Below are 15,174 nucleotides of genomic sequence, written 5' to 3' on the forward strand. Positions count from 1 at the left end.
CTATTTATGTGTGTGGGCATCGGCGCCTGACGCTGTAGCTCTATCTGCCTGAGGTGAGTCATGAGCGAGCGAGTAATCGGTCCCCGCTCGGGCCTGCAATGGGTCTCATTGGGGGACAAGTCATTATCCATGTGTACCGCGGCGCGGTCCACTGTAACTTCATTCAAATCCTGGGCGGATCGTTTTCTGACCCAGCCCTGCGACGACCTGGGTCGGGACGGACCGGTATGTCCGTACGTCCGGCCCTCCATCCGACGTGATCTGCTCTGGCTGGGACAGGTCCCAGCCGTCCGGCCGCGGCTGAGCTGGATGCGCACGATCATCGAGGACGCCCTGGAAATCTATCCCGAATTACCCACCGGGAACGGCAGTTCCACCTCGGTGCTGCGCGGACTGATCACGGTGTTCCCGAACCTCGGGGACTATTCGCTGATCGACGATCTGCACGCGGAATTCAAGAGCAGCTTCGTGGAACGCGGATTCATGCTGGGGCAGTTCTATCCCGGCTGTGATCAACCGGGATTGTGGAACAGGGAATTTCGGCCCCTGGACGCACCGCTGCCCATGCTGGTGGTGCGCACCATGATGACCACCGATTTCCCATTCCTACTCGACCGTACGGAATGGATGGACGCCTACGTCCGCAAGTTCGCGCCCATGATTCCGGCGCATGTGCGATCGGTGGTGGTGGGACGCCTGACCTCCCGCGCCGACGCACCGGTACCCGCCTACGAGGTGCAGCCGGAGGACTCCGCCTGCCCGCTGCCCGCCCGGTGACCGGCCATGACGCGCGAAGTCACGGCGCAGGCGACCGCCACGGTATTTCCGCTGTCCCCGGCCCAGTCCGGCATGTGGTACGCACAGCAGCTGGACCCGAGCGTTCCGCTCTCGGAGGCCCAGTACATCGAGATGCGCGGACCACTGGATCGGGAGCGGCTGCGCACGGCCGCGATCACCGCCGCTCGCGAATTCGGTTCGGGGGTGCTGCGTCTCGTCGAGATCGACGGAGAGCCGCACCAGGTGGTCGACCCCGGCCTGGAGACCGCGGTCGGGTACCTCGACCTCAGCTGGCGGCCGGATCCGATGGCGGCGGCACTGGAGTGGATGCGCGCCGAGGTGGCCGAGCCCATCGACCTGCTGGGTGACCGGGTCGGGATGACGGTGGTGTTGAAGGTCGGCGCCGACCATCACCTCTGGTACTCGCGGGCGCACCACATCCTCATCGACGGCTTCGGCTCGGTGAGCATGCTGTATCGGGTGGCCGAGCTGTACAACGCGGCGACGCGCGGGGAGTCGGCGCCGCCGAGCCGCGCCGCCTCGCTGCTCGAGGTGCACGAAGCCGAAGTCGCGTACCGGAATTCGAGCCGTTACCGCGCCGATCAGCGGTACTGGCGCGAGATCGTGGCGGGTATGCCCGACCGCTGCTCGCTGGTCTCGGCGACCGCACCGGCCTGCGCGCTGGCCCGGGAGCAGCGCGGTGAACTGTCGCCGGAGACGGCCGCGCGGCTCGAGGCCGCGGCGCGCCGCTTCGACACCAGCTCCGCCACCCTGGTGATGGCGGCGCTGGCGCTGTACTACGCGCGGCTGACCGCCATGGACGAGGTGGTCATCAGCCTGCCGGTCTCCGGTCGTACCACCGCGCTGCTACGGCGTTCGGGCGGCATGGTCGCCAATGTGGTGCCGCTGCGGGTCGCGGTTCCCGACCGCGGCGCCGTCGGTGACGTCATGGAGGCGTTGCGGGTGGCGGCGTCGGGCGCGCTGCGCCATCAGCGCTTCCGGCACGAGGATATGCGCGACGGCGCGGAGGATCAGCCCGAGTTCGGCCGGGGTCTGGTCGGCCCGGTCGTCAACATCATGCTGTTCCCGCGCGGGATCGACTTCGAAGGGGTGGAGTCGAGCCTGCACGTGCTCACCTCCGGCCCCATCGAGGATCTGTTCGTCAACTTCTACCAGCATGGTGCCGACGCGCCGATCCATGTGGATTTCGCCGCGAATCCCCGTCTCTACGACGAGGATTCGCTCGGCCGCCACCACGGCCGCTTCCTGACACTGCTGGAATCGCTACTCGACGCCGCGCCGTCGACACCGCTGTCGGAGCTGGCCTACCGCGGCCCGGCCGACGAGGCGGTGTCGCGGGGCGCGTTCGGTCCGCGAGCGCCGCGGCCGCGGCTGCTGCCGGACATCCTGCGGGACGGTCTGCGTCGCGCCGGGCGCGACGCGGTGGCGGTGGTGTCGGGAGACCGTCGGCTCACCTACGGCGAACTCGACGCCCTCTCGGATCGCCTGGCGCACCGGCTGATCGCCGCGGGTGCCGCGACCGGGGTGCGGGTGGGTCCGGAAACACCTGTGCTGCTGGCCCTCCCGCGCTCGGTGGCCGCGGTGGTCGCCGTCTGGGCGGTCACCAAGACCGGGGCCGCCTTCGTACCGCTGGGCACCGCGCTGCCCGGTGATCGCGTGCTGCGGATCGCCGGGGAGTGCGATGCGCGCCTGGGCCTGACGGTCGCGGAAACGCTTCCGGGACTCCCAGGTTCGGTCGGCTGGCTCGTGCTGGAAGCCGATTCCGGCGAACCAGTCGAGGTCGCGGGGGATGGCCCGGAGCCGCAGAGTCGGGGGTCGCGGGGTGGGGAGTCGCAGAGCGCAGTATCGCGGGGTGTCGAGCCACAGGGTGGGGAGCCGCAGGGCTCGGAATCGCGGGGTGTTGAGCCGCTGGGCGCGGAGCCGCAGGGTGGGGAGCCGCACGATTCGGGAGCGCAAGGCGTGGAGCCGCGGGGCGTGGAGTCGCAGGGGCCGCTGTCCCGCGCCCGCATCGACAATCCCGCCTATCTCGTGTTCACCTCCGGGTCGACCGGCGTGCCCAAGGGCGTGGTCGTGACCCACCGAGGCCTGGCCGGCTTGGCCGCCGCGATCGTCGACGCCTACGACGTCACCCCGGGCTCGCGGGTATTGCAGTGTCTCAACCCGAGTTTCGATGCCGCCGTGCTGGAATGGCTCCAGGCGTTCGCGGCCGGGGCGACGCTCGTGGTCGCCGACGCCGATCCGGTGCTCGGCGGTGAGATGGCGCGCATCGTGCGCGAATACGGTGTGACACAGGTGTGTTCGACGCCCGCCGTGCTGGCCACCTTGAAGCCCGATGCCCTGGACGGGGTGCGGGCGGTGTCCACCGGCGGGGAGCCGTGCCCGCCCGAACTGGTGGCGCGCTTCGGCCCCGGGCGGCGGCTGCTGAATTCGTACGGCCCCAGCGAGACCACGGTGGCCGTCACCTACACCGACGCCCTGCTGCCGGGCGTGCCCGCGGGCCTCGGCGACCCGATTCCGGGGGTCGGGATGCTGGTATTGGACCGACTGCTGCGCCCGGTCCCGATCGGCGTGGTCGGTGAACTGTACGTGGCCGGTGCGGGCGTGGCGCGCGGTTATGCCGGGCGGCCGGGGCTCACCGCGCAGCGTTTCGTGGCCGCGCCGTCGGGCGAACGCGTCTACCGCACCGGCGATCTGGTGCGTTGGAGGGCCCCCGGCGTCCTGGAGTACGTGGGGCGCGGCGACTTCCAGGTGAAGCTGCGCGGGATGCGGATCGAACTCGGTGAGATCGACGCCGTGCTGGACGCCCACCCGGGCGTGGAAATCGCTGTGACGGTGGCGCGCCCGGTCGGCGCGGGCACCGCGCTGGCATCCTATGTGGTGCCGGTGGCGGGCGCCCGGATCGGTGAGCCGGAATTGCTCGAGCATGCCGCGCGACGCTTGCCCCCGTACATGGTGCCCGCCACCGTCACGGTGCTGGGCGCGCTGCCGCTCACCGGCAACGGCAAGGTCGACCGCGCGGCCCTGCCGGAGCCGGTGGTCGCCCCGCCGGTGCGGCGGCGCGCGGCGGCCAGCGAGGCCGAGCGCCTGCTGTGCGCATTGTTCGGTGAGGTACTGGGTTCTGAGCCGGTGGATCCCGACTCCTCCTTCTTCGCCCTGGGCGGCGATTCGATCATGGCCATCGGCCTGGTGTCCCGCGCCCGCGCCGCCGGACTGGTGTTCTCCGCGCGCGACATCTTCGAACACCGCACCCCCGCCGCCCTGGCCGCCGCCGCGCACCGGACTTCCGATGGGCCGCATCGCCTTCCGGAGCTGCCGGGTGGGGGAGTGGGCCGCATGCCGCTCACCCCCATCGCCGCCTGGCTGCTGGCACGTCCGGGCTGGGAGCGCTTCGCCCAGTCCATGGTGGTGCGGCTGCCCGTCGGCATCGAGTCCGCGGCTCTGGTCCGCACGGTGCAGGGTCTGTTGGACCGGCACGACATGCTGCGCGCCCGGGTGGTGGAAGCGGTGGCGGGTCCGCTGCTCGAGGTGGCGCCGCCGCAGCTGGCCGACGCCGAGCAGTTGCTGACCCGGGTGCCGTGCGGCGATCCTGATCCGCGCGTCGACCGGGAACTCGCCGAGGCGGTGCGGCGGCTCGATCCGCGCGGCGGCCGCATGCTCGCACTGACCTGGCTCGATCCCGGCCCGACGGCGTCGGGCCGTCTGATCGTGGCCGCCCACCATCTCGCCTGCGACGCCGTCTCCTGGCGCATTCTGCTGCCCGATCTCATGACCGCCTGGTCGCGAACCTGCACCGGACATGCCGCCGAGCTGCCGGAGACCGGAACATCCGTGCGCACCTGGGCGCATGTCCTGCACGCCCTGGCCGTCGATGAGGACGCGGACGGGCTGCCGGAGGGGTTCGCCGAACGGTTCGGCGGTCTCGACCACTGGCGTGCCGTCCTGGCCCCGGACCCGGTCCTCGGTCGCCGTCGGCTCGACCCGGCGGTGGATACGCATCGGACCGCGGGCCGGATCCGCGTGGAGTTGCCCGAGGCCGAGACCGAGGTGCTGCTCACGCGGGTGGCGGCAGCCTACCGCTGCGGCGTGGAGGAAGCGCTGCTGGCGGCACTGGTGCTGGCGCTGGCGCGGTTCCGCGCGCGCCGCGGGCGGCCCGATGCCGAGACGGTGGTGACCGTGGAGCGGCACGGCCGGGACGAGGCCGTCGCTCCCGGCGCGGAGCTGTCGCGGACGGTCGGCTGGTTCACCCGGCAGGTGCCGCTGCGGATCGGGCCCGCCGCGGAAACCGTTGCGGCGGTGGTGAAGACCGTCAAGGAGCAGGTGCGCTCGGTACCCGCGGGCGGTGTCGGCTACGGTCTGCTGCGATATCTGAACCCCGCCGGGGGCGACCTCGCCGCGCTGCCGGAGCCGCAAATCGGCTTCAACTATCTCGGTCGGATTCCCGGTGCCGCCGTCGAGGCCGACTGGATGCCGGTGGGGATGACGGATCGGCTGGGCGGGCACGCGCATCCGGATATGCCGCTGGCCGCGGTGCTGTCGGTGGACGCCGCCGCCCTGGTGACCGAGCGGGGCACCCGACTGCACGCCGTCTGGCAGTACGCCTGCGCGGCCATCGACCACGAGGCCGCCGACGAACTCGCCCAGGACTGGCTGGCGGCGGTGACCGAGATCGCGCGGCGGCTGACCGAGCCGGAGACGGGCGGCCGCACGCCGAGCGACCTTTCGCTGGTCGCTACCACGCAGGCCGAGATCGATTCCTGGGAGGCGCGTTTCGGCCACCTGGACGATGTGTGGCCGCTGACGCCGCTGCAACGCGGCCTGCTGTTCCAGGCGCAGCTCGCCCCGGACGGGCTGGACGGCTACTCGGTGCAGGCCGTCATCGATATCGAGGCCGAACTCGCTCGTGATCGGCTGACCGCCGCGGCCGCCGCCCTGGTGCGCCGCCATCCGGCCCTGCGGGCGGCCTTCGTGCAGACCGCGGAAACGGCTGTGCAGGTGATCGTCTCGGACGTGGAGGTGCCCTGGACCGAGCTGGACGCGCACGGTGCCACCGACGCCGAACTCGACGAGCTCGCGGCACGGCAGTTGCGCATCCCGTTCGAGGTGGATCGCCCACCGCTGCTGCGCTTCGCCGGTATCGCGGTGGCCCCGAACCGGTTCCGGCTCGTCATCACCAACCACCACCTGATTCTCGACGGCTGGTCCATGCCGCTGCTGTTCGGTGACCTCGTCGCCCTCTACGAAACGGGTGGCAGCGACACCGGATTCGCGGAGCCGCCCGCGCCGCGCCACTATCTGGAATGGCTCGCCGCCCGTCCACGCGACCCGGCCCGCGCCGCCTGGACCTCGGCCCTGGCCGGTCTGGACGGTCCCACCCTGGCCGCACCCTCCGCACCCCGGGGCGAGGCGGCCACGACGCCGGTCGCCCACGAGGTGCCGCTGCCCGAGGGCTGCGCGGCGAGGCTGCGCCGCGCGGCCGCCGACCGCGAGGTCACCGTGAACACCCTGGTGCAGGTGGCGTGGGCGCTGCTGCTCGCCGAGCTGACCGGTGACACCGATATCGTCTTCGGCGCAACGGTTTCCGGTCGCCCGCCGGAGCTGCCCGGCTCCGATCGCATGATCGGCATGCTGGTCAACACCGTTCCGGTGCGCATCACCCTGCGACCCGCCGAATCCGTGACCGACCTGCTCACCCGCGTCCGCGCCGAGCAGAGCGCCCTGGCCGAACATCACACGCTGGGGCTGGACGAGATCCAGGCGCTGGCCGGAATCGGTCCGCTCTTCGATACGGCGACGGTCTTCGAGTCCTATCCGGTCGACGCCGCGGCCCTCACCGCCGCGACCCGCCAGGCCCGCCTGCGCGTCACCGGCATCCGCGGCCACGACGGCACCCACTACCCGCTGGCCCTGGCCACCTACGCCGGTGACGGCCTGCGCCTGGTCCTCAGCCGCTCACCCCGCCACTTCGACGCCGACCAGACCGAGTCGATGGCCCGCGCCCTGTCCCGCATCCTCACCACCCTGGCCGACGGCGACAACCTCCGCACCGCCGAGGTGCGCGGCACAGCCGATCGCGGACACCCGGAATGGTCCGGCCCTCCCACGCTTCCGCCACGTCTCCTACCGGATCTCCTGACCGCCACCGGGTCACCGGACGCCCTCGCCGCGACCATGGCGACCCCGAAGCCGACCGTGCCCGCGCGGCGCGGCGGGCTCGTCGCTGGGGACTTCGGTCGGGGCCGAGGTGCGGAGCCGGGTTCGAACGGGCACGGTGAGTCCGTTGCCGGGGACTCCGGTCGGTGTGAACTCGCGGAGCCGGGTTCGAGCGGGCGTGGTGAGTCCGACGCCCGGGACTTCGATCGTGGCATGAGTGCGGAGCGGGGATCGACGGTGCTCGGCCAGCCCGATGTCGGCGAACTCGACCGTCGCGGGCACGCGACGCCGGGCTCGAATGTTCACGGCGGCGTCGGGTTCGGTATGACGGCGGTGTCCTACGCCCAGCTCGACGAGCTGTCCAATCGCCTTGCCCGCGTGCTGATCCGGGCCGGTGCCGGACCGGAGCGAACCGTGCTGCTCGCACTGCCGCGCTCGGTCGATCAGATGATCGCGCTGTGGGCGGTCGCCAAGACCGGCGCGGCGTTCGTGCCGGTGGACTGCGCGCAGCCGGCCGCGCGGACGGCCGCCATCGCCGCCGAATGCGACGCGGTCCTGGGCATCAGCGCGGCGGGAGCGGATGCGGCACTCCCGGATTCGGTACGCTGGCTGCTGCTCGACGATCCCGAGACCGGCGCGGCCACCGCCGCCGCACCGGGCGCTGCCGTCGATGACACCGTCCGGCTCGCACCGCTGCGCCCCGAGCATCCGGCCTACGTGATGTTCACCTCCGGTTCCACCGGAACCCCCAAGGGCGTGGTGGTCACACACGCGGGCCTGGTGAACCTGGTCGCCGCCGCGGCGTCCGACGGCCGCATCGCCCCCGATTCCCGCCTGCTGCACGCCCTGAACCCGAGTTTCGACGCCGCGATCCTGGTGTGGCTGAGCGCCTTCGCCGTCGGGGCCACGCTCGTCATCGCCCCGCCCGAGGCGAGTGCGGGCGGTGAACTGGCCGACGCCATCGCGACCGGTGCGCCGACCCACCTGATCTGCACGCCCGGCGTCCTCGCCACCCTGCGCGACGAACAGTTGCGCGGCGTGGCGACGGCCATCATCGGTGGTGAACCCTGCCCGCCCGCGCTGGTCGCGCGGCTGGGTTCCACTCGCGCCCTGGTGAATTCCTACGGCCCGGCCGAAACCTCGGTCGCGGTGAGTTTCGGCGACCCCATGACCCCCGACACCGCCGCCGTCGTGGGCGCGCCGGTACCGGGTGCCACCCTGCTGGTGCTCGACCGCTGGCTGCGGCCCGTTCCGCTGGGCACGGTCGGCGAGCTGTACGTGCGCGGCCCGGGCCTGGCCCGCGGATACGCCGGGCGCACCGCCCTGACCGCGAGCCGCTTCGTAGCCGACCCGCTCACACCGGGCCAACGGCTGTACCGCACCGGCGATCTGGTGCGCCACACCGCACCCGGGACGCTGGAATACGTGGGGCGCGGCGATTCCCAGGTCAAGGTGCGCGGAATCCGGGTCGAGCCAGGGGAAGTGGATTCCGCGCTCACCGCGCATCCCCAGGTGGAGTCGGCCGTCACGGTGGCCCGGTCCACCCGCGCGGGCACGACCGCACTGTGCTCCTACATCACCTTCCGCACCCCGACAGCCGCCGAGCCCCCGCTGTTCACCGGGTCGAGCGTGCCGCTGTCGGGCACTGGGTCGAGTGTGCCGCTGTCGGACTCGGGGCCGAGCGTGCCGCCGTCGGACACCGAGCCGACCTTCCCGCCGCAGGTCGCCGAGTCCGCTGTGCCGTTGTCGGACACTGCACCCACCATGCCGCCGTCGCACACCGAGCCGAGCGTCCCATCGCAGGACGCTGCGCCTCCCGTGCCGCCGTCGCACACAGAGCCGAGCGTCCCACCGCAGGAAGCTCAGTCTGCCGCGCCGCCGTCGGTCACCGGACTGACCGCATGGCTGTCCGAGCGGCTGCCCCGCTATCTGGTGCCGTCGAGCATTACCGTGCTGCCCGAGCTGCCGCGCACCGCGAGCGGCAAGGTCGACCTACGTGCCCTGCCTGAACCCGAAGCGCCGCACACGGAGTATGTGGCTCCGACCGGCACCGCGGCCGTCGTGGCCGCTACCTTCGCCGAGGTCCTGCACGCCGACCGCGTGGGTGCCCGCGACGACTTCTTCGCTCTCGGCGGCGATTCACTGCTCGCCGCCCGGGTGGCCGCCCGGCTGAGCACGGCCCTGCACACCGCGATCCCGGTGCGCGCCCTGTTCGAGGCACCCGTGGTGGCCGATCTCGCCCGCAGCCTGGACACCGCGACCACGGCCGCCGCACCGCCGCTGGTATCGGGCCCACGGCCCGACCGGATACCGCTGTCCCCGGCCCAGCAGCGCATGTGGTTCGTCAATCGTTACGACCCGACATCCCCGGCCTACAACATCCCGCTGGCCCTGCGACTCTCGGGCGACCTCGATCGAACAGCATTGCGTCGCGCACTTTCCGACGTGCTGGAACGGCATGAAGCGCTGCGCACCGTCTATCCGGACATCGATGGCGTCGGCAGCCAGCGCATCGTCGCGGCCGCGGCGGTGGAACTCGACCTGACCCCGATCCCCGTGCGCGCGGCCGATATCGGCGCGGCGGTGGCGGCCGCCGTCGGCACCGGGTTCGATGTCACCGCTTCGGTTCCCCTGCGGCTGCGGCTGTTTCGGGTCGATCGGACCGACGATTTCGTCCTGGTGGTGGTCGCCCACCACATCGCCCTGGACGGGTATTCGATGGCACCACTGGTCCGGGATGTGGTGACCGCCTACACCGCACGCGTGCGCGGCGCCGCACCCGCGTGGCAGCCGCTACCCGTGCAGTACGCCGACTACGCGCTCTGGCAACACACCCGCCTGGGTGCCGCCGACGACCCGGAATCCCTGCTGCATCACCAGCTTCGATACTGGACCGAAGTCCTCGCCGACGCACCCGACCAGCTGGACCTGCCCACCGACCGACCTCGCCCGGCCCGCGCCTCGCATCGCGCCGCCGAGGTATCCGACCGCTTGGACGCCGACCTGACGGCGGCCGTGGACCGCTGCGCCCGAACCCGGCGCGCCACCCCGTTCATGGTCCTGCACGCCGCGCTGTCGATCCTGCTGGCCCGGCTCAGCGGTGCCCGCGAGGTGGTGATCGGCACGCCCATCGCCGGGCGCGGGGAACGCGAACTGGACGACCTCGTCGGCATGTTCGTCAACACCCTCGCCCTACGCACCGATATCCGCGCTGACGAGGGCTTCGGCGCACTGCTCGAACGCGTGCGCCGCACCGACCTGGAGGCTTTCGGCCACGCGGACCTGCCCTTCGAGCGCCTCGTCGAGGAGCTGGCACCGGCCCGGTCCGCGGCCCGGCACCCGATCACCCAGGTCATGCTGGTGTTCCAGAACCTCACCCACCCGGAGTTCACCCTCCCCGGCCTCACGGTGGCACCCGTGGAGCTGCCCCGGACCGTGAGCCGATTCGACCTGAGCCTCACCGTCTCCGGCGGCGCGGACGGCATGGAGCTGCGCTGCGACTACGCCACCGACCTGTTCGACGCCACCACCGTGCGCATGCTCCTGCGGCGACTGGTGCGACTGCTCACCGCAGTCACCGCCGATCCGGCCCGACCGGTGGGAGACATCGAGCTGTGCACCGAGACGGAACTGCTCCACCTGCGCACGCACACCACGCCCGTGGCGACGCCGCGTCCGCTGGCGGATCTCCTGGCCGAGGCCGTCGCCGCCAACCCGGACGGCGTGGCCGTCCGCTGTGCGGACCGTCAGCTCACCTATCGGGAACTCGACGCCCGCGCCGAACGGCTGGCCCGGCAGTTGACCCGCGCGGGCGCGGGACCGGAAACCGTGGTGGCCGTGGGTATTCCGCGTTCGCTCGAATCGGTTCTCGCCGTCTGGGCCGTCACCCGCACCGGGGCCGCCTTCGTCCCCGTGGACCCGTCCTATCCGCCCGAGCGCATCGCGCACATCATCGACACGGCCGGAGTGCGCCTCGGTCTGACCGTGCCCGCCTGCCGAGACCGCCTGCCCGCCACCGTGCACTGGTGGAACCTGGACAGTCGGTATCCGGACTACGCGGACAGTGGGCCGACCGCCGCCGAGCAGCACCGACTCCCGCGTCGGATCCGCCCGGAGCACCCGGCGTACGTGCTGTTCACCTCCGGCTCGACCGGTGCCCCGAAGGGCGTGGTGGTCACCCACGCCGGGCTGGCGAATATGGCTGCCGCACAGCGGAAGCGGTGCCACCTGACCTCCGACTCGCGGGTATTGCACGTCGCCTCACCGAGTTTCGACGCCTCGGTACTGGAGTTGGTCATGGCGGCGAGTGCGGCGGCGACGTTGGTGGTGGCCCCGCCGACCGTCTTCGCTGGCAGTGAACTCGCGGATCTGCTGGCGCGCGAACGGGTATCGCATATCGCGCTCACCCCGTCGGCGCTGGCCACGGTCGATCCGGCCGGATTGGACGCACTCCGGGTGATCATCAATGGCGGCGAGCCCTGCCCGCCGGAGCTGGTGGCCGCCTGGTCGGCCCCGGGTCGAGCGCACTACAACGACTACGGTCCGACCGAGGCGACGGTGTGGGCGACCGGCAGCGCCGCACTGCATCCGGGGGACGCCGTCACCATCGGCACGCCCGCACCCGGTGTGCGGGCCGTGATTCTCGACGACCGGCTGCGCCCGGTCCCCGATGGTGTGGTGGGGGAGCTGTACCTGTCCGGGATCACCCTCGCCCGTGGCTACATCGGGCGCGGCGACCTGACCGCGGCTCGTTTCGTCGCCGATCCGTACGGCGCCGCGGGGGAGCGCGTGTATCGCACCGGCGATCTGGTGCGGCGGCGCGGCACCGAGCTCGAATATCTGGGCCGCACCGACAATCAGGTGAAGCTGCGCGGCCTGCGCATCGAACTCGGTGAGGTGGAGGCGGCGCTGACCGCCGACCCGGCCGTCGCCCACGCGGTGGCCGTCATCCGTGCCGACGGCCGCGGTGACGCGCTGGTCGCCTACGTGCTGGGCGCGGCCGGACCGCCGGACGTCGTGCAGCTGAAACATGCTGCCGCGCAGCGACTTCCGTCCTATATGGTGCCCTCGGCCATCGTGGTGCTGGACTCTCTTCCGCGCACCGCCAACGGCAAGCTCGACCTCGACGCACTGCCCGCGCCGCAGCCCACCGCAGCCGAACGCCGTTCCCCCGAAACCGCCGCCGAGCGCGCGGTGGCGACCGTGTTCCAGGAGGTGCTGGCGGTCGAGCGGGTCTGGCTCGACGACGACTTCTTCGCCCTCGGCGGCAATTCGCTCATCGCCACCCGCGTGGTGTCCCGCCTCGGCGCGGCATTGGACGCCGCCGTACCGGTGCGGGCACTGTTCGACGCGCCCACGGTGGGGGAGCTGGCCGAACTCGTCACCTCCGGTGCCACGTCCGGCCGCACCCGGCCCGGTCCGCGGCCGCGTCCGGAACGCATTCCGCTGTCGGCGGCGCAGCGGCGCATGTGGTTCCTGAACCGCTACGACCCGGGGTCACCCGCCTACAACATCCCCGCCGCCTTCGACATCACCGGGGCACTGGATATTTCGGCGCTGCGCGCCGCGCTGGACGATGTGGTGGCACGGCACGAGATCCTGCGCACCCGCTACCCGGTCGACGCGGACGGCCTGCCCCGGCAGGAGATCCTGGCTTCCGCACCGGGAATGACCCCGGTGCGCGAATTCGAGGTGGCCGCAGACGAACTCGACGACATGCTGGCGGCCCGCCTGTCTCGTGGCTTCGACCTCACCCGGGAGACCCCGTTGCGCGTCTGGGTGCTGCGCCTGGCACCCGAACACGCCGTGCTGGCCATGACGGTCCACCACATCGCCGCCGACGGCTGGTCGATGGGACCATTGGCTCGAGATGTGCTGGCCGCGTACGCATCCCGCCTGTCCGGTGCACCGCCCCGGTGGACGCCGCTGCCCCTGCAGTACGCCGATTACGCCCTCTGGCAACATGATCTGCTCGGCGCCGCCGACGATCCGGCCGGTCTCGCCCACCGCCAGCTGGAGTTCTGGCGCACCACCCTCGACGGCCTGCCCGAACGGCACACCATCCCCACCGACCGGCCCCGCCCGGCCACCCCCTCGGGCAGCGGCGACCGCATCGCCTTCACCATTCCGGCCGAGGTGCACGACCGCGTCCACATGCTGTCCCGGGCAGCCGGTGCGAGCCCGTTCATGGTGGCGCACACCGCGCTCGCGGTCCTGCTGGCCCGCCTGTCCGGTGTCCCCGATATCGCCATCGGCTCGGTGGTCGCGGGCCGCGGCGACGGGGAGTTGGACGATCTGGTGGGCATGTTCGTCAATACCGTCGTGCTGCGTTCCCATCTCGACCCGGCACTCAGCTTCGCCGCCGCGCTGTCCGACACCCGCCGCGCCGACCTGGCCGCCTACGGCAATCTCGACCTCCCCTTCGAGCAGGTGGTCGAGGCCCTGGCACCGACCCGCGACACCGCGCACCATCCGCTGTTCCAGGTGCTGCTGGCGTTCCAGAACCTGCCCCCGGCGGCGACCGCGCTGCCCGGTCTGCACATTCGACCACTCGACACCGCGGCCCCCGGCGCCAAGTTCGATCTGGAATGGATGCTCGCCGAACACTTCGGCCCCGCCGGAGAGCCCGCCGGTATCACCGGCTCGCTCATCTTCGCCACCGACCTGTTCGACCGCACCACCGCCCAGACCATGGCCGATGGCCTCGAGCGCCTGATCGAGGCGGCGACCACCGCGCCCGAGAGCACCCTCGCCGAACTCACCGGCTGGACCGGCGTGGCCACGGCGACCGCTGTCCCGACGGTGCACGGCCGCCCCGAACCGGTCCCGCCGCGTCCCTACCGCGCACCCCGTACCGAACTGGAACGACTGGTCGTCGACGCTTTCGAGGCCGTACTGGAGAATCCGCGAATCGGCGTGGACGACAACTTCTTCGACCACGGCGGCAACTCCATGGCGGCGGTCCGACTGGCCGAGCGGTTGCGTGCCAGCACGGGCGACGCCGTACCGCTGCACCTGATGTTCGCCGCACCCACCCCGGCCGCACTGGCCCGCCGCCTGAGTGACAGCACCCCCGATTCCGACGCGGACATACTGCTGCCCCTGCGGTCGACCGGTACCGCACCGGCGCTGTTCTGCCTCCACCCCGCCATCGGATTGGCCTGGTGCTACGCGGGATTGGTGCGGTACATCGACCCGGCGCGGCCCGTCCACGGCATCCAGTCACCGGGCATTCCCGACGGCGGCACGGTCGGCGATCTCGCCACCTGCTACGCCGACGAGATCCAGCGCACCCAACCGCACGGCCCCTACCATCTGCTCGGCTATTCGGCGGGCGGGCTGCTGGCCCACGCCGTGGCGGTGGAGTTGCGCCGCCGCGGCGCACCGGTGCCCTCGCTGATCATGATGGACGCCCGCGCCGACGTCGAGGTCACCGACGATCGCATGCCCGCCCCCGAACTGCTGCTCGCCGAGTTCGGCGGAGTGGACGTCCCGCAGGGCGTCGCCCTGACCGCCGAACGCGCGGCCGATCTGCTGCACTCGACCACCGGCGCGGCCAGCGCCCTCACGGCCGCTGATCTCGACCGCCTCTATCGTGACCTACGCGGCCTGCTCCACCGCATCGGCGCCCACCGCCCCGAGGTCTTCGACGGCGACGTGCTGTTCTTCACCGCCGCGGCCGGGCCGCCCGAACCCAACGTGGACACCTGGATTCCGTATGTCGACGGCGAAATACACGAGGTCACGCTCGATTTCGAACACAACCGGCTGATCACGCCGGAGGCGCTCGCCGATATCGGACCGCGGGTGGACGCGTACCTGGCGGGCCACCGCTCACCGTCGGCACCGCGAGACTGAGTACGCACCGGATTTCCGGCCGATGGCGGCGAACCCCGCGAGGCGCTCCCCGGGTTGGGGAACAATGGGCCGAGACGACCGATCGTGTGGGAAGCAGGTTCGACTGTGTCGAGGAACGGGAAGCGCCGGGTGTTCGGGGCCGCCGCGGTGGGACTGGGTGCCCTGGGCGCCGGTGAGCTGATCGCCGCGAGCGGCGGGGGTTCGCTCATCGACGGAGTGAGTCGGCTGCTGGTCGACACCGCGCCCACCCCGGTGGTCGAGGCCACCGTGGCCATGTCGGGGGAACACGACAAGGAGACCACCCGCCTCGGCACCGTCCTGGGCGGTGTCGCCGCCGCGGCCGGACTGTCGGCGCTGCCCGAACGGTTG

General features: G+C 71.8%; 3 protein-coding genes. All 3 read left to right on the forward strand.

Going from position 1 to position 15,174, the window contains the following annotated elements; translation table 11 throughout:
* Positions 1-129 precede the first annotated feature (129 nt).
* Positions 130-777 carry a DUF6875 domain-containing protein gene (locus tag QJS31_RS06000; RefSeq protein WP_372341796.1) on the forward strand — a complete coding sequence of 216 codons (648 nt, stop codon included), beginning with the start codon at positions 130-132 and terminating at the stop codon, positions 775-777.
* A 6-nt stretch (positions 778-783) separates the two neighbouring features.
* Complete coding sequence (locus QJS31_RS06005) at positions 784-14,805, forward strand: non-ribosomal peptide synthetase (protein ID WP_306356113.1); 14,022 nt, start codon at positions 784-786, stop codon at positions 14,803-14,805.
* 105 nt (positions 14,806-14,910) lie between these two features.
* Positions 14,911-15,174, forward strand: a 264-nt coding sequence (locus tag QJS31_RS06010) for a hypothetical protein (RefSeq protein WP_306356114.1), incomplete at its 3' end; no start/stop codon positions are given.

It is taken from the genome of Nocardia sp. CC213A (genome assembly GCF_030766805.1).
GTDB lineage: Bacteria > Actinomycetota > Actinomycetes > Mycobacteriales > Mycobacteriaceae > Nocardia > Nocardia otitidiscaviarum.